Origin of the sequence: Colwellia sp. BRX8-5, assembly GCF_014077325.1 — a bacterium.
Classification (GTDB): domain Bacteria; phylum Pseudomonadota; class Gammaproteobacteria; order Enterobacterales; family Alteromonadaceae; genus Colwellia_A.
This window is the reverse complement of the sequence record NZ_JACGVR010000042.1, coordinates 1-24,622: the sequence shown is the minus strand read 5'-3', so window position 1 is coordinate 24,622 and position 24,622 is coordinate 1. Positions and strand designations below refer to the sequence as shown.

Annotated in this window: 20 protein-coding genes and 1 rRNA gene; 7 read left to right on the top strand and 14 right to left on the bottom strand. The window is 37.2% G+C overall.

The genetic code is table 11. The features are described from left to right. Positions 1–326: 326 nt before the first annotated feature. From H4J62_RS18410 to H4J62_RS18395, 4 genes are all read right to left on the bottom strand, one after another. Positions 327–2,042: a DUF4153 domain-containing protein gene (locus H4J62_RS18410; RefSeq protein ID WP_182178096.1), complete on the bottom strand. Its 1,716-nt coding sequence runs from the start codon at positions 2,040–2,042 to the stop codon at positions 327–329. A gap of 402 nt (positions 2,043–2,444) precedes the next feature. After that, entirely contained in the window at positions 2,445–3,125 is a 681-nt protein-coding gene (locus H4J62_RS20550) for a PEP-CTERM sorting domain-containing protein (protein ID WP_259364972.1), read from the bottom strand. Between the two features lie 1,241 nt (positions 3,126–4,366). Then, positions 4,367–5,050 carry a single-stranded DNA-binding protein gene (ssb, locus tag H4J62_RS18400; protein WP_070375599.1) on the bottom strand — a complete coding sequence of 228 codons (684 nt, stop codon included), beginning with the start codon at positions 5,048–5,050 and terminating at the stop codon, positions 4,367–4,369. A gap of 178 nt (positions 5,051–5,228) precedes the next feature. Then, positions 5,229–5,627, bottom strand: coding sequence for a thioesterase family protein (locus tag H4J62_RS18395; protein WP_182217951.1), 399 nt, complete (start codon positions 5,625–5,627; stop codon positions 5,229–5,231). Positions 5,628–5,764: 137 nt separating this feature from the next. On the opposite strand from H4J62_RS18395, the gene H4J62_RS18390 reads away from it, so the two are divergent. Continuing rightward, positions 5,765–6,466 (top strand): 2OG-Fe(II) oxygenase, encoded by a 702-nt coding sequence (locus H4J62_RS18390; RefSeq protein WP_182217963.1) that lies wholly within the window; start codon positions 5,765–5,767, stop codon positions 6,464–6,466. A gap of 68 nt (positions 6,467–6,534) precedes the next feature. Here H4J62_RS18390 and pssA read toward each other — a convergent pair whose 3' ends face one another. The 3 genes from pssA to H4J62_RS18375 all read right to left on the bottom strand — a co-directional run bounded on the left by pssA (position 6,535) and on the right by H4J62_RS18375 (position 12,079). Beyond that, positions 6,535–7,863, bottom strand: a complete 1,329-nt coding sequence (gene pssA, locus H4J62_RS18385) for a CDP-diacylglycerol--serine O-phosphatidyltransferase (RefSeq protein WP_182217949.1) — start codon at positions 7,861–7,863, stop codon at positions 6,535–6,537. A gap of 73 nt (positions 7,864–7,936) precedes the next feature. After that, on the bottom strand, positions 7,937–9,889 hold the full coding sequence (locus H4J62_RS18380; RefSeq protein WP_182217947.1) for a methyl-accepting chemotaxis protein: 1,953 nt from the start codon (positions 9,887–9,889) through the stop codon (positions 7,937–7,939). A 123-nt stretch (positions 9,890–10,012) separates the two neighbouring features. Further along, positions 10,013–12,079 (bottom strand): NADPH-dependent 2,4-dienoyl-CoA reductase, encoded by a 2,067-nt coding sequence (locus H4J62_RS18375; RefSeq protein WP_182217945.1) that lies wholly within the window; start codon positions 12,077–12,079, stop codon positions 10,013–10,015. Positions 12,080–12,228: 149 nt separating this feature from the next. Here H4J62_RS18375 and H4J62_RS18370 point away from each other — a divergent pair, with 149 nt between their 5' ends. Further along, positions 12,229–12,714 carry a hypothetical protein gene (locus tag H4J62_RS18370; RefSeq protein WP_182217944.1) on the top strand — a complete coding sequence of 162 codons (486 nt, stop codon included), beginning with the start codon at positions 12,229–12,231 and terminating at the stop codon, positions 12,712–12,714. Positions 12,715–12,789: 75 nt separating this feature from the next. Here the strand turns inward: H4J62_RS18370 and H4J62_RS18365 are convergent, their stop codons facing one another. Further along, complete coding sequence (locus H4J62_RS18365; RefSeq protein ID WP_182217943.1) at positions 12,790–14,154, bottom strand: MFS transporter; 1,365 nt, start codon at positions 14,152–14,154, stop codon at positions 12,790–12,792. A 202-nt stretch (positions 14,155–14,356) separates the two neighbouring features. On the opposite strand from H4J62_RS18365, the gene uvrA reads away from it, so the two are divergent. From uvrA to H4J62_RS18350, 3 genes are all read left to right on the top strand, one after another. Next, complete coding sequence (uvrA, locus tag H4J62_RS18360; RefSeq protein WP_070375593.1) at positions 14,357–17,206, top strand: excinuclease ABC subunit UvrA; 2,850 nt, start codon at positions 14,357–14,359, stop codon at positions 17,204–17,206. A gap of 160 nt (positions 17,207–17,366) precedes the next feature. Further along, complete coding sequence (locus H4J62_RS18355) at positions 17,367–18,023, top strand: fused MFS/spermidine synthase (protein WP_182217942.1); 657 nt, start codon at positions 17,367–17,369, stop codon at positions 18,021–18,023. After that, positions 18,016–18,915, top strand: a complete 900-nt coding sequence (locus tag H4J62_RS18350; protein ID WP_182217941.1) for a fused MFS/spermidine synthase — start codon at positions 18,016–18,018, stop codon at positions 18,913–18,915. The genes H4J62_RS18355 and H4J62_RS18350 overlap by 8 nt, the downstream gene beginning before the upstream one ends. Before the next feature lie 50 nt (positions 18,916–18,965). Here the strand turns inward: H4J62_RS18350 and H4J62_RS18345 are convergent, their stop codons facing one another. Beyond that, on the bottom strand, positions 18,966–19,454 hold the full coding sequence (locus tag H4J62_RS18345) for a hypothetical protein (protein ID WP_182217940.1): 489 nt from the start codon (positions 19,452–19,454) through the stop codon (positions 18,966–18,968). Between the two features lie 140 nt (positions 19,455–19,594). On the opposite strand from H4J62_RS18345, the gene H4J62_RS18340 reads away from it, so the two are divergent. Continuing rightward, a complete protein-coding gene (locus H4J62_RS18340; protein WP_182217939.1) occupies positions 19,595–20,086 on the top strand; it encodes a TlpA disulfide reductase family protein in 492 nt (163 codons plus the stop codon). 104 nt (positions 20,087–20,190) lie between these two features. On the opposite strand, the gene H4J62_RS18335 is transcribed toward H4J62_RS18340, so the two are convergent. The 3 genes from H4J62_RS18335 to H4J62_RS18325 all read right to left on the bottom strand — a co-directional run bounded on the left by H4J62_RS18335 (position 20,191) and on the right by H4J62_RS18325 (position 22,790). Then, positions 20,191–20,955, bottom strand: a complete 765-nt coding sequence (locus H4J62_RS18335) for a PepSY-associated TM helix domain-containing protein (RefSeq protein ID WP_182217938.1) — start codon at positions 20,953–20,955, stop codon at positions 20,191–20,193. Between the two features lie 45 nt (positions 20,956–21,000). Next, positions 21,001–21,513 carry an FMN-binding protein gene (locus H4J62_RS18330; protein ID WP_182217937.1) on the bottom strand — a complete coding sequence of 171 codons (513 nt, stop codon included), beginning with the start codon at positions 21,511–21,513 and terminating at the stop codon, positions 21,001–21,003. 116 nt (positions 21,514–21,629) lie between these two features. Beyond that, entirely contained in the window at positions 21,630–22,790 is a 1,161-nt protein-coding gene (locus tag H4J62_RS18325) for a porin (protein WP_182217961.1), read from the bottom strand. Positions 22,791–22,967: 177 nt separating this feature from the next. Between H4J62_RS18325 and H4J62_RS18320 the strand changes: the two genes are divergently transcribed. Further along, positions 22,968–23,159 carry a hypothetical protein gene (locus H4J62_RS18320; RefSeq protein WP_182217935.1) on the top strand — a complete coding sequence of 64 codons (192 nt, stop codon included), beginning with the start codon at positions 22,968–22,970 and terminating at the stop codon, positions 23,157–23,159. A gap of 8 nt (positions 23,160–23,167) precedes the next feature. Here H4J62_RS18320 and H4J62_RS18315 read toward each other — a convergent pair whose 3' ends face one another. Both H4J62_RS18315 and rrf read right to left on the bottom strand, forming a co-directional pair. Then, positions 23,168–24,283 (bottom strand): MltA domain-containing protein, encoded by a 1,116-nt coding sequence (locus H4J62_RS18315; protein WP_182217933.1) that lies wholly within the window; start codon positions 24,281–24,283, stop codon positions 23,168–23,170. A gap of 225 nt (positions 24,284–24,508) precedes the next feature. Continuing rightward, positions 24,509–24,622, bottom strand: a 5S ribosomal RNA gene (gene rrf, locus H4J62_RS18310).

The following is a 24,622-nucleotide window of genomic DNA, read 5'->3' as shown; positions in this document are numbered from 1 at the left end:
TGAAACACCATTGGCAGGAATGAGCTTGCAGGAGTCATAGCTGTCATAGCATCATCCAACTCGATTGAACATCACCATGACTGACTCCTGAGCCACCACAGCGGTCGTTCACGTCATGACTTCAAAGTACCAAAAGCTAAAGTAGAGCAAGCAGTCACTAACTTTAATTAATGCCACTTTCGAAACATAAGTAACGGAAGTATTTAAGCCGAAATTTAAGTTAGTCCGTGCAATGCACCTCCATACTTGTGAATTTAAGACATTAAAACATGTATAAATTTAAATGCAGCATAAAGGGAAAACCGTCATATGACGGCTATTTATTTTCAATCTAGTGAGGTTCTAAACGTTAGATCACCTACTTTTAAATTTTTCCATTTAGGCTTAACGGCTTCAACTTCATTATTTAAAAGATAATCTTTTATAAGTCTATTATCATTAGGGTTACTCGTTTGCATATATTTAGATTTCCACTGCTCATCTTTCAAAAACCACAGGTCAGCGGATGTAGAATGATTATTTTCTTCAATAACTATATAATCTAACTCACCATCTTCGTTTAAATCTTTAGCAATGAAATAATAATTGTTTCCGCGATATGTAGTCCATTCATTCTTAGTTTCTTCGCTATAAACAGCTTCAATTAAATTTTCTGGAAACTCATTTTTACTAGGCCAATAATTAACAAATTGCAGAAAATCTTCAAGACTTAATTCATCTTTAGCAATATTCTGATGGTTTACATACATTCTATCAATAATAGCTATCTTTTCAGGAGCTGAATCTTTTAATTCGGTCTTAAGTTTTTGCAACTCTATATAACCTTGTCGTCCTAAAGATCTATCAAAATATTGATAATCAAATTCATCATATGTTATCTCACTATCATGCAATCGTGATAATTGACTTGAAGCTGAAATACTTTGAAAGTTTAATAGTGGAGAATTAACCAATAACATAGAAACAAGGACAACAATTCCCATAGATATATTAACTTTACTGAGTGTTTCTAACCATGCATCCCGCTTTTTAATAATGCCAATTAAATAACCGAAAGAAAAACATGCAAGTAAAACACAAATTAAAACAGCCCAACAACGATCAACTGTTAATCCATATTGGTCAATACGAAGCCAGAGGCCATAAAATGAAATAAGGCTATAAATGGGTAATACACCTACTCCAATAAAAATTAGTCTGTGTAAAATATTATGATATGGACGTTCATGGGAAGCATCTTGATAAACGGCATTCACGAAAAACAATGTTAATGCTTGTAACCACATTACCAACAAGCTTCCTGTACCCGTCTTCCAGAGTGTATCTAGACCAGTAAAAGGTAATGTTGCTAGAAAACCTAATGAAACGATGGTTAATGCAGGTAAAAGAAATTTAATTAATGTTTGCAGAATTGTAGAAATATTATCAACCGTGAAAATAATATTTCTAAAAACTATAATGGCAAAACCGAAAGCAAGATTTAATACGGGTATAACAAACCAATCTTTTCTTAATAACTCTTTAAAGAACTCAATTTCTAAAACAGAAAATAATCCAGCCCCTAAATGTAAGATTCCCCAAAAAATTAAAACGAATAACCAACATTCACCGAATATAATAAAATTTCGCCATGATAATTTAAAAAGTGAGCTGTAACTAATTTCTTCATGACTTAGATATTGTTGGATATACATTAACGCTTTAAAAGCAGCTATAAGAGCAGTAAAACAAAATATACCGATAACACTGCCATTGTTAACAAATTCTATTGGTTCTTGTTGATAGCCAACATAAGCACCTAAAACAGATAATAATAAAGTAAAAGGTAATAAATATTTTACTGTCGCTTTGCTATTAGTTTTTGTAATTGATAATAGTGTGAGTAAAGGGAAGCTAATTGAAACAGTAACTAACGATATTAACCAAATAGGCTCTGTAGAAGGCCATATTTTATGTTCGACACTTTGGTACAACAGAGTTAATAAGATCCCTTGAATGAGGGATATAGTGATGATTAAAGGTTTTGGTAATTGATTATCCATATTTTTATTCTTATTTAATATTGTTAGTTATTTGCTTTAGTCGTTTTTAGTATTCAATTTCTGATAGTTGTATAGCAGACATTAAGCTTTTCAAGTGGTTAGGTCAACTATGAGCATTTCAGAGGGCATAGATTCCCCTAACCAATAATTTATTCCATGACTGGCAACTCCGCCACCATTGCGGTCATTCGATAGGAGAGTATTTTGTAGCTAAATCTACCAATTGGCTTAAAGTAGTGCTAACAATGTTACCCTGAAGTCTTTATTCATCAGGGTTAGCAAAGAATACTTAATCCTATGGTGATGGTTTAGTGGTGAAACAATCTGATTTACCATCATCAGAAACAAAAAAACACCAATCATTACAATTGATGTTTTCTAGAATCAATATTAAAAACTCTATTAGGATTGTTTCTTAAATCGACGTGATGCTAAACCAATCATTCCTAATGCAAAAATAGCGAGTGTGGTTGGCTCCGGCACATCAGTTTTCTTAACTAATGCGTGCTGCATCCACACCTGGTCCTCAGTCTTTGTGTTTCGTGTGATCCCCGCGGTATTCGCTAAACTGATATTATCACCAATTGGACGATCGTTATGTCCCCTATCAGTATTAACGCCGTTTACAGTATTATACATTAAGTCGATATGCCCGACCCAAAACGCGCCAGTCGTATTTGGGCTGCGCACGTTAATGTACCCACGGTTATACTTTGACGTTGTGACTCCGGTGAAGCCAAATGACCGATTTTGTGAGTATCCTCCGGCGAACCAATCATAAACTTGCTTCTGCTGTGCGGTAAGACCGTTCAGTTGCATCCAACCACCCTGATTGTCTAAAGCGTTAAATACTCCGACGGTCATGCTTAAATAAAGCTCATTAACTTGAGTTGCAGTCGCGTATTCGTAATCTTTATACTGACTCTGAGTTAAGATATTGGTTTCTACATATAACTTTGACTTACCACTAGTTATATCTAATTCTAACCATTCGTTACCACCAGTTATCAACCCCGCGTTAGCTTGCATTCCACAGACCAACATAAAACTAATAATTAGATTCTTATAAAATTTAAACTTCATTTGAGCTTCCTTTTTAATCCCTTTCCATTAGATTTGGTAGGTAATTGTTTAAATAGTAATTTATTAATATACTTGCTTTTATGCAAAAAACATACCAAAATTAAAATATCAAACAATTTCAATATTATGATAATTTATGCAGTGTTTAATTAAGTAACACTGTAAAATAATCTGACAAAAAACAACTTGTCAACCAGTTGTTTCGATTGAACAATATTAACAAACTGTAAATAAAACTAGTTTTAGTATAAAAATATTATTAGATGATTAAATTTCATCTTTAACCTGATATAAACCACTACAACATTCATGCTGAAACCACTTAAAACAAGTGTTTCAGTAGTGTAATTGATTAAAACTCAGTGATGCTAATTGTTGTATTCCAACACCGTAACATCACTACATACCAGTATATTCAACACATATTTACCACCTAGCAACTGACTTGTAATCAGTTGGTTTGACATGTCATTCATTGGTCTTACTATAAAATCAAGATATTGATTTTATAGTAATTTATCTATTTCTATATTCATGAGATTAGCATAAAACAAGATGGTGGAATTCAATATATGCATACTAACAGAGTTTTATCCGTTGCTAGTGAATTCGAATGTTGATAACGCGAACTTTGATTTCTTATTCGATCAACAATTACTTTTGTATCATAGTTAACATCTAAAGGTTGAACTCCACAGTCGGCTTTGAGCTTTCAGCAGTCATAGAGATTGTCCTCGCTCTATAGCATCATTTTTACTTTTTTTATCCTGAAATTAGCATCAAAGTCGATTTGGGGGACGTCCGCTAAGCTGAGGGTTATTAAGTTAGCTGTCGAACTTGCTTAGGTCAACTAACGGGTGCTTAGTTGACCTCGACAAACACTCTCAATATCAAAATTTTTATTCCGCTTAGCGCACACAGGAGACGTTAACACAGTTATTTCATGATGTTTTTCGAATAATTATTAAGGTTCAATTATGGCAGTTGAAGACAGGTTCCAACTTTATTTAGAGTGTTTTTTTAATAGATAAAGCTTACTGCAACATTTGTTTCTATCTTCATTCACAAAAGCACATTTGTACTCAACGGCATAAGTAGCTTGCATGGGATTTTTGTTTCGATCTTTATTTAGCTTCTACAACAATAATAAAAATTTTAGACTAAAGACAAAAAACCCAACAGTTACGTTGGGTTTGATTGAGTTCTAGTGACTAAATTGGCACTTTAAGACTGATTGTTCGCTAGAACGGGATATCATCATCAAAATCAATCGTTGGCTCTTGAGGGTTAACTTTAGGAGCTGATTGCTTTTGTTGTCCTTGATTTGCAAAACCACCTTGCTGCTGTGGTGCTTGTTGTGAATAACCGCCTTGCTGCTGTGGTGCATTGAAGCCACCTTGTTGCTGTGCTGGTGCATAAGCAGGTTGTTGACTTTGTTGTGGCGCTTGCTGAGAGTAACCACCTTGTTGCTGTGGTGCTTGTTGCGGAGCCTGCTGTGATGATTGCCCAGAAAAGCCACCTTGCTGCTGTGAAGCTTGACCAGAGAAACCGCCAGCTGACTGACCGCCAGAACCTTGACCACGTGAGTCGAGCATTTGCATAGAGCCATTAAAGCCTTGTACAACGATTTCAGTGGTGTACTGATCTTGGCCTTGTTGGTTTGCCCACTTACGCGTTTGTAATGAACCTTCGATATATACTTTCGAACCTTTTTTAAGGTATTCGCCAGCAATCTCAGCTAATTTTCCAAACATAACAACACGATGCCATTCTGTTTTTTCTTTCTGCTCGCCAGTTTGCTTATCTTTCCAGGTTTCAGAAGTTGCAATAGTAAGATTAGCAACGCCGCCACCGTTAGGCATAAAACGTACTTCTGGGTCTTTACCTAAATTACCTAAAATGATTACTTTATTAACACCGGCCATGAAAAAATCCTATCTTTGTGCGTAAATATTTTATTTACTGATTTACGTTATCGACAAACATAAAATAATTTATCGATGCAATTTTAAAAAGTGGCAATTATTCTATCACTGTGAGTAAAAAATTTCTTTGAGTTTCAGTGCATTTTTAAGTTTATTTTTTGATTATTTTAAACCGACATTATTCTTCTGGAAAAAGGTGAGCCTTCATTTCTATTTTTATCTGCTCAGGTATTTTTAAAGACGATTGATTTTCAAAACAAAAGTGAACCATAACGGCAGTTCCTGAGGCGCACTTTTTATTTTTTTGCCACGCTTCTTGGTAAACAGTAAACGATGACCCACCTATACGACCTATATAGGTGCGGATTTCAATTTCTTCACCATAGTAAAGTTGAGCATGGAATTCCACATCAATTTTAGCCAGAATTAACTGCCAATTTTTTGTATCTAATGTAGGCATAAAAAACCGAAAGACCGGATCTCTCGCTCCTTCAAACCACACAGGTAACAAGGTATTATTTATATGGCCTAGCGCATCGGTATCGCTAAATCTTGGCATTAATTTTTCACTGAACATAAATATTTTCCACAGATTTTAAGTGAGCTTATTTTACATACTTTTTCATTGTGTTGAAGTGTACAAGCGAAGTTAATAGAATATAAGCTATTGCTATGGTATTTTCATTATCAATATTTATTGAAGCTTATCAAACTATGACTGACTTTATAGAACTATACCCTAACGCCCTTTCTCCAGAGTTTTGTAAAAGATTCATTCATGATTTTGAAAGGAGTCCGCATAAAAACCAAGGACGTACCGGTGGCGGCGTAGATACTAGTAAAAAAATTAGCCAGGATATTTATTTAAATCAGCATGCTGAATTTCAGCCGGCACTGGAAACCATTTTACAAGCCTGTATTACTCATATCACTGAGTATGTCAGCAAATACTACTTTAGCTTGATCAGCAGTATTTCTTTAACCGTACAGCACCCTGTGACAAAGCAGCCCGTACAACTAACCGCTGATAACTTTGAAGAGGTAGGTAGACCTAATTTAGTCAATTTAATACAGTATTTATTTAGGCTCGCCCCGATTAATGCCCAAAAATATTTACAGGGTAAAGGCAATTATAATTATTGGCATTCTGAAATATTTCCACAGCTTGGTGATAATAATGCCTTGCACAGAAATTTGCTTTTTCTTATATATTTAAATGATGTCGAAGAAGGTGGTGAAACTGATTTTTTCTATCAAGAAAGAAGTGTTAAGCCAAAAGCTGGCACTATGGTTATTGCTCCTTGTGGCTTTACTCATACCCACAGAGGCAATGTACCGGTGTCATCAGATAAGTATGTGTTAACGTCATGGATGCTATTTAACCCCGCAGATAAAATTTACACCCCACAACCTTAGCAAAAACATACCCGTTTCACTTCATCATGCCTATGACATGCTGAAGTGAACGGCTATTATCTATTTGCTTATAAAAATAGTTTCAGTAATCGGTCTATTTGAGCCATTCTTAATTTTTTTAACAGTTTTTTAGGTTTTTCTGGGTACTGATCTTGTGACTCGAGTTGCAAGTAACTGCTAATTAATGTCGTATGTTGATTAATAACTGCCAGTTCATCAGTGAGCGTAGGTAATAAGTTTTGCTTGGCATCGTCAATTAATAAACCATTTTCTAGATCTAAGCCCCAAGCCCGTGGATTAAGATTATTACCAGTCAAAATATGCCAGCGTTCGTCAGCAACTATGCCTTTTAAATGAAAACTATTACTTTCGTGCTTCCATAAACGCACTTTCAGCAGCTTGTTATCAATGTATTTTTGTTGTCTTTTTAAAAATGCCTTTAATAAGGTTTCATAAATATAAGGAATAATACCTATTGTTGAAAATTTATCTTCATCCGCAATAAAAAAATCATTGGCTTTTTTATCGCCAATAATAATAGTCACTTCAACGCCACGCTTTAGCGCTGAACGTAAATCTCGCATAACCGGCTTCGGTAAATTAAAATAGGGGGTAAAAATCAGTAAATTTTTCTTTGATAAACGAATCGTTTCGCGGATCTGTTGATTAAGTTGATTTTTTCTCCGGCCAAAACCAATCAGCGGCACAACAGATAATTCACCTGCTAAAGATTCAGGTTTTTGTGCATAGAAGTTAAAACGTACCGTTTTTAATAGCGCTTTTAGCTTAGATATTGTATTTTTTATTTGTAATTTATTAGGTAAAGTTGCCACATTTAATTGCGGCGAGAATTCACTCTTAACAAAGGTTTGTTGAAGGAATTGACAAAAACTTTCACACAACGCCGGTGATTGAATTTGGTAATAACGGTCTAAACGATATTTTTCAGCTTGGTGCAAATAGATATCATTAATACTCGCCCCCGTATAAAGTAAAGTATTATCAAAAATCATGCCTTTAAAGTGCCAAACGCCCATTAATTCTTTACGTTTAACCGGCACACCGTACACGGCAATACTTTCACTGTATTGTGAGGCTACTTCAAGATAAAAATCGCGATTACCTTGCCCTGATTTATCACCAATTAGACCCCTTTGCGCGCGATGAAAATCAACAAACACTTTAATATCTAAATGAGGGTTAGTTTGCTTTGCTTGATATAGGGCATGTAACACTTGCTGACCAGCCGCATCATCTTGTAAATATAAAGCCGTTATATAAATACGTGATTGCGCACTTTCAATTAATCGAACTAAGGCGGTAGCATATTGTTTTGCGCTTGATAGCACCGTAATATTTTCAGCTAAAAGAGGAATACCCGCTAATACTTTATTCATTCAGGAAATCCACTTAATTTATGAACACATTGGTTTAACGGGCAATAATACCTTATTTGTTCAAACAGTCACTTTATTTCGATAAGTCATCGAGTTTAAATTGCGACAGTTGCTGTGTAAGGTGGTCAGCCAGTGTTAATAAATTTTCCCCTGCGCCGGCTGCATCTTTTGCTGATTGCATAACTAAGTCTGCGTCTTGGGCAATACTTTGGGTATTTTCTGCCATTTCTTTTACCATAACACCTTGCTGATTAACGGCGGTTGATATTTGTAAGGTCGCACCAACAATGTCTTCAACATTATGCGTAACTTCTGTAAAAGTGGTTTTGACGAGTGTTGTTTTATCAACACCTTGTTTAGCCATTGCAACACCTTGGTGCATTGCTTCAACAGACCGACTGGTGCCTGATTGTAACAAGGCAATTATACGTTGAATTTCGGCTGTAGAGTCTTGAGTTCGACTAGCTAACGTTCTCACCTCATCAGCAACAACAGCAAAACCACGTCCCTGCTCTCCAGCACGTGCTGCCTCGATAGCCGCATTAAGTGCCAACAAATTGGTTTGATCGGCTATTTCTTTTATGACGTTAACAAACTGACCAATGTCATGGCTATATTTTGCCAATTCATCAATAAGGCCTGCAGACGTATTAACCTCTTCTGAAATATTATTAATGGCTTGTGCCGTGTCACTAATAATATGACCACCTTGATTAACGTGCTCGCTGGTTTGTTCCGTTAATTGCAGTGTCGCTTCAGTACTGTCGCAAATCACCTGAACCGAGCCACTAACTTCATTGATAGACCGCACGACGGAGTGTGTGTTTAGCTGTTGCTGGGCAATACTGTGCTTCATATGATCGGTGAGTTGATGAATGTTGTTTGCCGAAGCGCGTAATTTGCTAATGTCATCACTAAAGATGGTCAGTAATTGGCGTATTTTTCTTTGCATTTGACTAAAATTTTTAGCAATATCACCAAGTTCATCAGACGCGTTAACCTTTAACGCCTGAGAAAAGTTACCGCTACCTAAATACTCAGCCGCTTGGTTGATGGCATTAACATTATTAATTAAGGAATAATAAATCCCCATGAGTAAGTAGCCAATCACCACAATAACAACTATTAATACTATCGCTAAAATCCAAAGAGTTTGCTCACTCTTCTGCGTTAAGGTATCAATTCTTGTTAATAACAAATTGTCACTAGTTTTTAACAAACTTTCAGTCAATTGATAAACTGTTTCGGCTAATTGTGTAGCTTGCTGTTGAGTTAACGATATTCTATCTGGGTCGATCATCTGTTGATGTAATTTTTGCTGGTATTCATCAAGTTGTAGATTAAAGTCGGCGTGTTTAGGCAAGTATAAAGACAGTTCATCATTAGCAACACGCTCTAGCTGTACGGTTGTTTTGTCAAGTTGTACTTGTAGTTCATCAAGACGTTTATCAAGCGCGATAACAAGAGTGTAATTTTCTGCATTGAAGCCATTGGTAATAATTTGAGCACTGATTGATTCAGTCCGTTTTAAATATTCTAATAAGGCGGGAATTCGTTGGCTACTTGCCTCAGCTAAGTAAAAGGCTATCGCGTCATTTTCTCTGGATAAGCCACTTAAGGCGGCAAGGCGTTCTCGAATCGATAAGCTTTGCTCGTAAATTGCTTGGTAACCCTCAGTTTGAAGGGAGGTTTCTTTTTCTCGTAAACCTTGCCAAGCCTGTAACAATGCAGAAGTTGAAATATCTCTAGGTAAGTTCAATTGTGAAATTTTATTGGTAACTACACTCGATTTAACTTGTTGAAAGCGACTATCGGCTATTGCTTGCTCTAGTGTTACTGCTTGCTGTATTTGTGTTAGCCCAATTAATTGCTCTTCATGTTGTGTTATCAAAGCACTTTGCTCTTGAACTATCCACCATGAACCAAGAAAAACAGGTAGAAAAAACATACCCGCTAAAAGAATAAATTTCGCTTTAAAACGTAAAGCATTAGAAAGTGAGATTGCAGGTTTTAGAAATGCAGACATAATTACTCTTATTTTTATGGGTTAACTGTTATGCGAATATAACTACATAACAGTTGACCATAAACAGAGTTGCTTTCTTTCAATTATTATTTATATCTTCAACAAGTCGGCGAGCACTTACTGTTAGATGATAGCGGCAAGCTCTGCAGCTTGGCGTATCGCTCTTTTCGCATCTAATTCAGCAGCAACTTTAGCACCACCAATTAAGTGTAGTCCTTGCTCCGCACCCTTGATGCTTTCTAATTTATTATATAAACCACGTTGTGATTCTTGCCCTGCACAAATTATAACATGGTCAACATCTAGTACTTGCTCTATGCCATCAATTTCAATGGTTAAACCTGCATCATCTATTTTTTTGTAACTGACACCAGCTAACATTTTTACACCATTATTTTTTAAGGTCGCTCTGTGGATCCAACCCGTTGTTTTCCCTAACCCTGCACCGACCTTAGTCGACTTCCTTTGTAATAAGTGAATATTACGTGATGTTTTTTCAATAGGCTCTACTGCCGACTTGTCCAACAAAGCACCATTACCCTGATAACTTTGATCTACGCCCCAGCTCTTTAACCATTTTTCTTTGTTGTTCACGAGAGGACTTTTTTCGTGTTCTTCCGCTAAGTAAACCGCAACATCAAACCCAATACCTCCAGCGCCAATAATGGCAACATTTTTTCCTATGGGTTGTTTATCACGTAGTACATCTAAATAATTTTTTACTTTTTCATGCTCAATACCTTCTATATCGAGTTTTCTAGGTAAAATACCCGTTGCAACCACTATTTCATCAAAGCCAGCATTTGCTAGCGTTTCGGCAGTCGCTTCGGTGGATAAATGTAGCTTAATATCGAGTAAGTTAATTTGCTTATTAAAATACCTAATCGTTTCATAAAATTCTTCTTTACCTGGTACTTGCTTAGCAAAGTTAAATTGACCGCCAATTTCACTAGCACGGTCAAAAATTTCTATTTTATGACCTCGTTGTGCCGCATAGACACTAAAAGCTAAACCAGCAGGGCCAGCGCCTACAACAGCGATACGTTTATTTTTTGACGCTTTAGCGAAGGTCAGTTCTGTTTCATAACATGCCGTTGGATTAACTAAACAAGAAGCACGTTTTTGCTGAAAAACATGGTCTAAACAGGCTTGATTACAACCAATACAAGTGTTGATTTCATCACTTTTATTTTCCATCGCTTTTTGGACAAATTCCGCATCAGCTAAAAAGGGTCGCGCCATTGAAACCATATCGGCCTGTCCTGATGATAAAACTTCTTCAGCGACCTCTGGGGTATTTATGCGGTTAGTTGTCACCAATGGAATAGAAACTTCTTGCTTCATTTTCTCTGTGATCCAAGTAAATGCAGCACGTGGTACCGAAGTAGAAATGGTAGGAATGCGCGCTTCGTGCCAGCCAATACCGGTATTGATTAATGTCGCCCCAGCCGCTTCAACCGCCTTTGCCATGGTAACTACATCGGCCCAGCTATTACCTCCATCAACAAGATCTAGCATCGACAATCTAAAGATAAGGATGAATTTTTCACCCACTTTTTCTCTAACAGCTTTAATGATGTCAATGGCTAAGCGCATACGGTTTTCAACGCAGCCTCCCCATTCATCGGTTCGTTTATTAACGCGTACACATGAGAACTGGTTAATTAAATAACCTTCAGAACCCATAATTTCAACACCATCGTAGCCTGCACGTTGTGCTAATAATGCTGAATGGGCAAAGTCTTTAATGGTGCCTTTAATTTGACGAACTGACATCGCAGCGGGTGTAAATGGGTTTATCGGTGACTTAACTTTACTTGGCGCAAAGCTAAATGGATGATAAGAATAACGACCGGCGTGCAACAACTGCAAACAAATTTTTGTTGGATACTGATGAACCGCTTCAGTAATTTTTTTATGTTTAGCGACGTGCCAAAACTTACTGAGTTCACAGCCCATAGGTGTTAGGCGCCCGCGTGCGTTGGGGCTAATACCACCGGTAACAATTAAGCCGACACCACCTTTAGCTCGAGCTTGATAAAAAGCGGCCAATTTATCAAAGCCGCCCTTTTCTTCTTCAAGTCCAGTGTGCATTGAGCCCATGAGTGTACGATTTGCTAAGGTGGTAAAACCCAAATCTAATGGGGCTAATAAGTTAGGAAAGGCGCTATTGGCTGTGCTAATTGTCATAGTAGTTCACTTTTTCGGGATTATTTTTATGGTCAAACCAGTTATTATCATTATAAAGTAGACGTTTATAACGATAAATTCAAGTACTATTTTGACAGCTGTCAGATCAAAAATATATTTACTAAAAATTTCAAGCAAGTATGCTGAGTATGATGAAAAAACAGATAATAATTAACGATATCCTTGCCCATTTATCAGCAGAATTGTCTGCGATAAAAACAGCAGCAAATAATGCTCACTTAGCCGCCACTGATGATCAGTCGGTCGCAGAAACTCAATACGATACGCTTGCTATTGAAGCTAGCTATTTAGCGGAAGGGCAATCTAGACGTGTCAATGATATTCAACAAGCTAAACAAGCCATTGAACGGTTCATTATTTACAATTTTGAGGAAAGAATGCCTGTTTCAATAGGCGCCTTAGTACAGATAACACCAGAAAAAGGTGGTGATAAATGGTTTTTTATTGCGCCGGCCGCAGGAGGCTTTCAAGGCGTATTAAATAGAAAGCCCTATACCGTTATTACACAAAACTCACCGATGGCAAAAGCATTAATAGGTAAGTATATTGATGATGATGTTGCGTTAACAATAGGCACTAGTAAGCAATATTACCTGGTTAGTGGCGTTTATTAATTGTGGTATTTAACAGCTTTGTCTCTGCTGAACTTGCCTATAAGGAGATAAGAAAATTCAGCAGATGGTTTATCACTATGGGTTCAAGGCAGCTTTGATATCAGCCAAATTCACCACTTTATCATCAACCTTGAGGTAAACAACCGATTCTTCTTGCACCAATATCGCTTCGATAACCCCAGGTAATTCAATTAATTTTTCGGCGACTTCATTGGCTTTTTCTTGGCAATCAATGCTAGTCGTGAAAGTATAACTTTTTGATTTTTGCAGTGGTTTCATGCTTATAGCACCAAAAAACCATAATAAAGTGATCAATGACATTACTAAAAATATCGCTTGTTCCCCAAATTGGCTGGCAATAATGCCGCCAATAATACCACCGGTAAAAGCACCTAAAAATTGACTACTCGAATAAATACCCATCACACTGCCTTTTACGCCAGCCGGAGCAATGCGTGACAAAATAGATGGCATAGTTGCTTCTAGATAATTAAAGGCAGTAAAAAACATCACCACCAATAACACTAACGTCCAAAAGCCAAGCGGTAAATACCACAACAGTAATAACGAGGCTGCCAGTAATAAGATAGCCGCTGAAAACATCTGTTTTTCTTTTTGCTTTTTAATCGCAATAATCATAAAAGGTACCATCAAAAAGAAAGAACCTAACAAAGCGGGTAAATATAATTGCCAATGTTGCTCTAGCGCTAAACCACTGGCAACAAACTGTTTAGGTAAAGTAATAAAACAAGCCGTTAACGCCATATGAAGAATAAATACTCCCCAATTTAAACGCGATAATTCGGGATTACGAATAAGCTTACTGAGTTGCTCCGGTAAAGCGACACTATCGCCCTTTGGCGCTTTATTTACTGAGTTTGGTACCATGAACTGAATCATTACCATAGCTAAAATGGTTAATATTGCCGTAAACCAAAACAAACCACTCAGCCCAAACGCTTGCGCAACTATAGGTCCAAAAACCATAGCGAGAGTAAATGACAAGCCAATAAACATACCAATAGTTGCCATAACTTTGGGTCGTTGCTCTTCTCGACTCAAATCGGCGGCCAGTGCTAATACCGCACTTGCAATAGCGCCGGTACCTTGTAATGCTCGGCCAAAAACAACGCCATAAATAGTGTCAGACATTGCAGCGACAACACTCCCTAAGAAGAAAATAACTAAACCAATTAAAATAATCGGTTTTCTGCCGTATTTATCAGACAGTATCCCCATAGGTATTTGCAGCATAGCTTGGGTTAGACCATATGCTCCAATAGCTAAGCCTATCCAAATAGGACTAAAGCCGATCAGTTGCTCGCCATAAATAGCAAACACTGGCAAAATCATAAAAAGCCCAAGCATACGCAAGCCAAAAACGGCGGCTAAAGAAAATGCGGCTTTTTTCTCAATACTGTTTAAACCTGTCGTACTCATGGGGCTCTCTATTTAACGTGTCATAAAAAAGCGAAAATTCGCGCTATAGTAGCACGACAAAGTCCTGAACAAAAACAGAGATTATTACTGATTATTGCCGAGTAATTATGCAATAATACTTGGTTCAAACTTTACGTAAAATAGCGATAGCGAATCTATTGAGTTTGTGCACATTCGGATAAACTTATTAGAGTGGATATTTATGAAAAACATTGAAGTACGTGGCGCTAGAACGCATAACCTTAAAAACATCAGCTTAGATATTCCTAGAGAAAAATTAGTCGTTATTACTGGGCTTTCGGGTTCAGGTAAATCTTCACTCGCTTTTGATACTTTATATGCAGAAGGTCAGCGACGCTATGTCGAATCACTTTCGGCTTATGCTCGTCAATTTTTATCGATGATGGAAAAGCCTGATGTCGACCACATAGAAGGCTTATCGCCGGCAATTTCTATTGAACAGAAATCAACGTCGCATAATCCACGCTCTACTGTGGGTACTATTACCGAAATTTACGATTACTTACGACTACTTTATGCCCGTGTTGGCGAGCCACGTTGCCCTACACATCACCAGCCTTTAGCGGCACAAACAAATTCACAAATGGTCGATAAGGTTTTAGCGCTTGAAGAAGGTACAAAAGTCATGGTGCTCGCGCCTGTGCTTCAAGGTCGAAAAGGTGAGCATGTTAAATTACTCGAGAACCTCGCATCTCAGGGTTATATTCGAGCTAGAATAGACGGCGAGGTCTGTGATTTATCTGATCCTCCAACATTAGAACTTCACAAAAAACATACGATTGAAGTGGTGGTTGACCGTTTAAAAGTACGTGACGATATTCAACTTCGCTTATCCGAATCTTTTGAAACCGCATTAAGTTTAACCGCGGGTACTGCTAAAGTTGCCTTTATGGATGAACCTGATCGAGAAGAATTAGTCTTTTCAGCTAATTTTGCTTGTTCAAAGTGTGGTTATAGCATGCAAGAGCTTGAGCCGCGCTTATTCTCATTCAATAATCCAGCAGGTGCCTGTAAAACCTGTGATGGTTTGGGTAATCAACAGTTTTTTGACTCTGCTCGTGTTATTACTAACCCTGAATTGAGCTTGGCGGGCGGTGCAATACGTGGCTGGGATAAACGTAATTTTTACTATTTTCAAATGCTACAAGCACTGTCTGATCATTATAAATTTGCCCTTGATAAACCTTTTGAAAAGTTATCCAAGAGTGACCAAGATTTAATACTTCGTGGTAGTGGTAAACAAGAGATTGAATTCAAATATATGAACGACCGTGGTGATGTTGTTATTCGTAAGCACCCGTTTGAAGGCATAATTAATAATATGGAACGACGATTCCGTGAAACAGAATCTAATGCCGTTCGTGACGAATTATCAAAATACTTAAATAGCCAACATTGCCCAGATTGTAATGGCAGTCGTTTACGCCTTGAAGCGCGTAATGTTTTTATTGCTGATACACCATTAACTGATATTGCCGAGCTTGCTATTTCTGACGCCTTAGCCTTTTTCGAAAACTTAAATTTATCAGGTCAGAAAGCACAAATTGCAGAAAAAATTCTTAAAGAAGTGTGTGAACGTTTAGGCTTCTTAGTTAATGTTGGCTTAAATTACCTCAATTTATCACGCGCTGCTGGCACCTTATCAGGCGGTGAAGCACAACGTATTCGTTTAGCAAGCCAAATAGGTGCTGGTTTAGTTGGCGTAATGTATGTATTAGACGAACCATCAATTGGGTTACATCAACGCGATAACGAACGTTTATTAAAAACCTTGATCCATTTACGTGATTTAGGCAATACCGTGATCGTGGTTGAGCATGACGAAGACGCCATCAGAGCCGCCGATTATGTTATTGATATTGGCCCTGGAGCCGGTGTTCATGGTGGTGAAATTATTGCTCAAGGTGATGTAAATGATATTTTAGCCTGTGAAAATTCACTAACGGGTAAGTACCTTTCAGGACGAGAAGGTATTGAGATACCTAAGGTTCGTGTGCCTTTTGATAAAAACAATGTCGTTGAACTAAAAGGCGCAACCGGTAATAATTTAAAGAATGTTGATTTAGTTATACCCAATGGTCTTATGACCTGTGTAACTGGTGTTTCAGGTTCAGGCAAGTCGACCTTGATTAACGATACCCTATTTAAACTTGCTCACATTGCTTTAAATGGTGCGACGACACAAGAACCAGCACCGTATAAAGAAATTATTGGTTTAGATTTACTTGATAAAGTTATCGATATTGACCAAAGCCCGATAGGGAGAACACCACGATCAAACCCTGCAACCTATACGGGTATATTTACCGCTATTCGTGAAATTTTTGCTGCGACTCAAGAGTCACGTTCAAGAGGGTATAAACCCGGACGCTTTAGCTTTAATGTAAAAGGCGGGCGTTGTGAAGCTTGCCAAGGCGATGGATTAATCAAAGTTGAAATGCATTTCTTACCTGACGTTTATGTTCCTTGTGATGCGTGTAATTCAAAACGTTATAATCGCGAAACATTAGAAGTAAAATATAAAGGTAAGAGCATTCATGAAGTGCTTGATATGACAATCGAAGACGCGTTAACTTTTTTTGCCCCCATCCCAGCTATTAATCGTAAATTACAAACGTTAATGGATGTTGGTTTAAGTTATATAAAATTAGGTCAGTCGGCCACTACCCTTTCAGGCGGTGAAGCACAACGGGTTAAATTATCAAAAGAGCTATCCAAACGTGATACCGGTAAGACCCTCTATATTCTTGATGAACCAACCACAGGTTTGCATTTTCACGACATCAAACAACTGATGCATGTTATCCATCGTTTGCGTGACCATGGCAATACTGTTGTTGTTATAGAGCATAACTTAGACGTGATAAAAACAGCCGATTGGATTATTGATTTAGGCCCTGAAGGTGGCTCTGGTGGTGGTGAAATATTGGTTTCTGGTACACCTGAACAGGTCGCTAAACACAAGACATCACATACCGCCAGGTTCTTAAAACCTTTACTCGAGAAGCAAGCAGCTAAAAAGCGTAAATAAGTCTTAACAAACCCAAAAGGCGTGTATCGCCGTTTAGCTTGAATTTTCAGGATGCAACTGAAATTCAGGTCGAACGGCTACCTATCAAATTGGCTTGGTATATCGCGCCTTTTGTCGTTAAGATAGCTTTACTTAATAGACAATATTACTGATACCCTAAATGACGGATACCAAACCCCAGCCATCATGGCAAAACCCATTCATTTACCTACTCGCTTTTTGTAGCGGTTTTTGCATAATGGGCATTGAACTATTAGGTGGCAGAATACTTGCTCCTTTTTTTGGCAGTAGTGTGCATATTTGGGGCAGTATAATTACCGTGTTTATGCTGAGTTTATCGTTTGGCTATTTGGCTGGTGGTAAGCTGTCGACAAAAAATGCTTCTTTGAAAAAATATGGTTTTATCTTTGTATTAGCAGGCATTACCATTTTGCCCGTTGCCTTATGGTCAACAACAATAATGGAAGTCATCTTTTTAAATGTTGAAGATTCTCGCTATGGCTCTTTACTCGCCTGTACAGCGCTCTTCTTTATACCTACGATTATTTTAGGGATGATCTCCCCTTACTCGGTCCGCTTATTAGTAACTGACCGAGATAAGAGCGGTCAAATCGCTGGAAAACTATATTTTGTTTCCACACTAGGTAGTGCATTAGGTACTATTCTTACTTCATTTTATCTGGTGTTATTTTTTGAAGTGAACAGTATTATTATGGTGTTTAGTTCGATATTAGCGTTATTGGGACTTATTGCTATTGTCTTAAATAAATCGGTGAAATCTGTTAGCTTTAATACAGTAGGTGTTATAAATGAGTAAGCTTAATTATTCGATGTTAACTATTTTTATCCTGAGTTGCCTATTTGTTAATAGTACAAGCGCGGAAGTCGTTCACCAAGAACGTTCATTATATCGAAATATATTGGTTGATGATCAAGGTGATTTACGTTGTTTGAAATTCAATGTGAAAACAACTAAAACGAATCAAAGCTGCTTTTATAAAACTGCCCCTCAACGTTTAGTCTTTAATTATACAAAACTACTCTTTTCCGCTTTGCTATTAATTGAGCAGCCTAAAAGTATTCTTATTGTTGGTTTAGGTGGCGGAACTATGTCAAACGTCCTTCAAGAACTCTACCCAACGAGTAAAATCACCAATGTTGAAATAGACCCTGCGGTTGTAAAAGTTGCTCGGCAATATTTTGGTTTTCTCGAAAACCAAGCTGTTTCATCGGTAATACAAGATGGCAGAATTTTTATTAAACGCGCGTTGATCAGAAAACAACAATACGATTGGATAATTCTTGATGCGTTTAACGGTGATTACATTCCTGAGCACTTATTAACGCAAGAGTTTTTACAAGAAGCTAAAGATTTACTTAGCCCCGAAGGTGTATTAAGCGCTAATACTTTTTCAGTCAGTGATTTATATGCACATGAATCAGCTACCTATAAAGCAGTATTTGGCGATTTTTATAATGTACGAAACTATAAAAATAGTAATCGCATTATCTTAGCCGCCAAAGGACAACTGCCCAGTGTTGAATTAATTAATCAGCGAGCAAAAAAATTACAAACACGTTTAACACCTTTCAATATTGATTTATTAAAGATAAGCCAACAAATGACACCAATTAGTGTCGAGCAAGACTGGCCAGAAAAGACTAAGTTATTAACTGACCAGTTTTCACCGGCTAACTTATTGAATTAAGTAGCAGGCACTTAACTTTGTGCTTTTAGCTTTAACTGATTGCTCTGCAATTACTTTAAATAGCTAATACTTTGATCGGTAACACAACGAGTAAAGCTTTTTTGCCTTTCTTCTCGGCTTAACGTTGAAATACTTGCCGTTACCACCGCCATTCTTTCTAACTTCTGCTGCGGTGGTAAACTTGATAATTGCTCAGAAAAACAGCCATGCAAACCATAATTCAAAGCAGTATCAGACTGTGTTGTTGCTCCCGCTAAACAAGCCGTTAATTTTTCAGCCAGTAAATTACGGTCCATATCTTCAACAAGCTCCTTTACTTGATAATTAGCATTACCGCTATTTTTAGCTTGGTCACAAGCAAAAAACATATCTGCAACGGCAACTACCGGTATCAAGCGTTCATGTTGAGCGCTAAAACGTAACTTTAGCCATTTGTCATGCTCAAGTTGCTCGGGTGTTTTATCTGCTGAAGCATTCGCTATGCTCAATGGTAAAATTAAAGCAATGAACAAGGAGCTGATCTGTAAAAGTAATTTCATAAGTCTGTCTAAAAGATAAAGTATTGCGTGCAATTTACCTTACTCATCATTAAAAATACAATTATCGTTTTATAACTATCACACTTCACCTCGTTAAATATCCGTGTTCTAATAAGAAAAACTCTGCAAAGTAAAATACTATGAACACTAGAAAATTAATTCCATTGTTATTCTCTGTCCTGACCAGTTTTTGTTTTACAACGGTAAGTTTTGCCCAGCCAATAGCACAGGAAAACGTATTACAAAATTTTGATAAATTAATTGCTGATCACAAAGGACAAGTGATCTATTTAGATTTTTGGGCATCTTGGTGTGGTCCTTGTCGAAAGTCCTTCCCGTGGATGAACGAAATACAAGCGCAATATAAACAGCAAGGCTTAACTATTATCAGTGTTAACGTTGATAACAATAAAGCATTAGCAGATGAATTTTTGGCAGAAGTTCCGGCTGATTTCACCGTTTTTTATGACCCTAAAGGCAATGTTGCCCGTAAATTCAAATTAAAAGGCATGCCAAGCAGCTACATCATTGACCGTTCAGGAGAGGTGGTTAGTACTCATGTTGGCTTTTCAGAAAGTAAAAAAGAAAAGTATCAACAAGAGTTAGAAGCTTTACTTCAGTCGACAGAGTAAAGAATACTTACTCAACAATAGCTAAGTAGGCTCAGCTATTTATAAATAGACCAGACCTTAATTAGCGTTAAAGGTCTGGGGTTGAACACTTGCTAAGGGTAATATTAACGTTTTTTATAAGTAAACTTTAGCCAAATATAAATACCACTCACTGATAGTAAGATAAGCATCAAAGCAACAATGTCCATAAACCAAACACCTAAGTTACCAAATAATCGGCCAGAGTGAGCATCAAGAATCACTCTTTCCCAGTTTAAAAACTGCGATTGGAATTTTTTGTTCGCCACAACCAACTCATTTTCGGTCACAGAAGCACTTTCCACCCAAGACGGCTCAACCAGCGTAGTGATCTTTTGCCACTCAAAGAAATCACTATCTCCTTGAAAATAACCCTCTGGTGTATTTAAAACAAGCTGATCACCAATAATGCTAAATGCTGAAATAGGCGTAGGTAAATCACTGGAATTGTCGATCTTATCAATAATAAGCCCTTCGTCAGTAAAAATAACAAGTTGCTTTGTGGTAACCAACAATAGATAAGATTGAAAACGGCTAATACCGATAACAGGCGTATCACTTTGAAAAACCACTTGATCGTTTAACCAGATAAGCTGGTCAGTGACTAACCATTCTTTTTGTTGATAAAAACGAATATCACTAGGGGGCTTAATTCCATAATGATTAAGTAGTATTGAGCTAGTGATTGATTTATCTGACAAAGAAAAAAATGAGGTGTGGTTTAAAGCGACACCCGAAATAGAAAGAAAAATCAGGAATAATGCAGCAAATATACCCAGTTGCCGATGCCATTTTCGCAGATGACGAACAAACCGATTACGGATTAAGTATGCTGATTTTTTATTTATCATTGGGATACGTTAGACCTATCTAAATAAACTTATTACCGGTAAAAATTAAACTTTTACCTTTTTATTTAACCACAATGCCAAACGTGCAACTTTAGTTAGTGCGCGTACCGACATGGTTGCGCCTGTTATACCATCAATATGTTGATTAAGCATGTTTTCTTTAGTCAGTGAGGCTGACTTAAACTGATTTGTGAAAAAGTCATGTCGAACTTCATCACCACGGGACTCTCGATAAACAAGGACTTTAAGATCAACTACCTGCTCGTCTTTAATGTGAACACCAATTGTAATAGGTTGTTCTTTACCTATTTCTTCAAGCACCCAAACCGTTGCATTTTCTTGCTGCCAGTACCTTACGCGTAAACGGTTATATTCATGGCTCATAATATCACTAATTACCACTTTGTCGTCATTTGACAACCATAGCGCTTTAGATTTTGGTGATTCACCATTAAAAGAACTGCTAATAAACTGTTTAGATGTTTGATAAATACCATTCGCAAACGCCGGTGTTTGCAAACTAAGTATAACTAAGAAAGTGAATATAATTTTAACCACATGTCACCCTTGATGATAAATAGATTTGTTAAAACACAAAAGTGAATGAGCAAATAATGCTCATTCACTTCCATGTGAATTATAACCTAACGCAAGTTTGCGATAAGTAAATCAAATTAAAACTGGTAGCCAAAACCTAAGTTAAAGCCTTGCGAGTCTTTTGAACCGCTTAATTCTTCAAAATCGGCTTTTAGTACAACGTTTTCATGTAAGTAATAATTGATACCTACACTGGTTGATTCAACAGCATCAGAAGAACTAGCTCCTGCTTCATTGTTATATTCAGCATAGCGGGCAAAAGCACCCATTTTTTCATTAAACATATATGAAGGTTCAACGTACCAACCTGTTTGCTCATCTCGACCTAATGCTTTTGCTTCTTTACCGTAAATATTCCAAGCGGCATATAGTGCACGAACGGTGAAGTTATTAACTTGGTAAATAGCATGGGCTTGAATTAATGTTGCAGCAGCTTTATCAACACCAGCAGCACTTTGAGCCAAATCTGTTTGAAACTGAACCGTTGCGGCTAACTCTAAGCCTGGAATAGCTGTATATTTTATACGCCCAGTGTAGGCTAAGTTTTCAGCCGAAGCGTTAGAAACTTTTTGACGTCCGCCTCTAATTTTGTAATCATCTCCAACGTTTAAGCCACTAGTTATAGCAGTATCAACAGCTATACCTGGCGCCAACTTAAAGTTAGCTGCAACACCGGCTTCCCACCACGTAGCTGGAATAATATTCTTTTCAACACCGTTACGTTCAACACCATAAAATGTTGGTGGCTCGTGAGTTTCGTTTATGATGCCAACAGGAACCAAAAACAAACCTGTTTTGGTAGTGATAGTGTCGCTATAATCGTACTCTACGTAAGCTTGTTCTAGCTCAACTTCGCCATCTTGGCCTTCACCAGCAATGCTATGTTCTAATTCGAATTCAGAGAAAAAGCGAAGTTTATTGGTGAACTCATGACCAAAGAATAGTACGAAACGATGAAAATCAACTTTCGCGTCAGTATCTTTATAGTTGTTATAATGTAATTCGCCGTAGCCACCAATTGTTGTTTTGGCAAATGGGCTAGCAGTTGTACTTGACTCAACTTGGTCAGCAGTTGCTTCTAAGCGCTGCTCTGTTTGATCTAAACGTTGTTCTAAGCTCTTTAATACTTCTTGTTGCTGGGCAATAACTTTACGTAATTCCTCTGTATCGTCATTTGCAATAACAGCCGTGCTAGCAAATAAGCCAACAAGTGCAGAAGCAATTAAGGTTTTCTTCATCATGGGTTCATGTCCGTTATAGTTTGTAGAGAGAGTTTTTATAATTGAAGTGATAATACACATGAATAAAGCGTAATGCAAACGATTATCATTAAGTCTTTCGTTTGTGTTTGATACAGATCAAGATTTAAACTAGATACTTCAGAGATCCTATAATTGGTAACATCGAAATGTGCTATGTTTGTAATACACTTTATGTTTTCGCCGTGCAGTTTACTTAAAAATCAATATAATCTTAAAAGAAAGAAAGTAAATATTCATCTCCCTTTAGACAGCCAGCCTACCCCTAATGTAAAAGCTAAACCTGAAGATATTACAGCAAGCATTTTAGATAAAAGACTCGCTGATGCAATTTTTGCTGCCGTATAAGCCTTTATTTACTTTAGTAACATTAACCAAGCCTGAGCGTAGTCGGGTAAATGCTTATTAGCTTGGTGATAATCACTCCAACCTTTATAGCTATCTACTAACATATCTAATTGGAATAAATTATCATCGAAGGCTCCACCTTGATCAGCTAGAACACCGATCCGTGATATATTTTCATTATTACGGTCATAGCTAACCATAAAGAGTTTACCTAACCCTAGCTGCTTTACATTGCCAGCAAACGTTACTTGAGATTTTAACGCTATCTTATCCTCTTGTTTTTGGCCATAGCCCATAATGCTAGGGACCTCAATAAAATACCAATATCTTGCTTGCTCTCGTTTTCCTAATGCATAATCATAAGCTATGCCGTTATTACGGTGAACATTAAAGTAACGAACTTTTCCATCGACGTTTACCACGCCAGTGCCTTGTAACAAAACATCATGTAATGCTTCTTCAGATAACCAAATTAGAGGTTTAACCGCTTTATTATTTGATAAGGCTCCTGCCATAATATCTTGTCGGGTATACCTATACCTTATCAATTGCTGTTTCTGGTTTTCAGCTTGATCTAATGAAAGGCCTTCCTCATCAGTCGGTAAGGCATACAAAGCTTGATTATATTTAGTGGTTTTAACGGTACTGGCATCTAATAGTTTCGTATAATATTTAGTAAGAAAAATTTTATCTTTGGGAATACTATTTAGTAATCGACTTTTAACTTCATTAGTACTTTTATCTGCAATTAGTTGTGCTGTCTGTGTATCAGGGAGCCAACGAAAAAAATTAAAATTCTCTTTTACAAATGCTATATCGTGTAGGCGACTCTGTCGTTTTGCTCGAACGTCATCACGATAAGTTGTACAGATAAACGCCAATGTTTGTTCAATATCTTGCATACTAATTTTATTGTTAAATACTGTCCCTGGGTGTACTGCAAACTTATCACTAGGAACCTTTTGTATATAATCCATCGTATTTTCAGTAACTTGACATAAGTCACTTGTTTTAAAATCTACAAGTTTATTAATACTTGGTGATTTTTCAAGGACGAATTCATAAGAATTCACTTGAAATATAAACAGGAATACAGAGGAAAATAAATATATTAAGTAACGCATTAATCAGACCTATTAAAACTTTTTCAATATTGTAACTATTAAGCTAATAAAAGATATAGGTTTATCATAGAACAAACAGCAAAATATCCTACTCTGACATGAGCATGTCTAATATAAGACACACTACCCTTGTTATTAATGCATGCTAGCTATGGATTTGGTCTTTTTTAAACGTCAGAAAGCAAAAAACCCGACTCTTTCGAATCGGGTTTCTCTTAATTAGGAGCCTAGCAATGTCCTACTCTCACATGGGAACTCCCACACTACCATCGGCGCTACTGCGTTTCACTTCTGAGTTCGGAATGGGATCAGGTGGTGCCACAGTGCTATTGTCGCTAG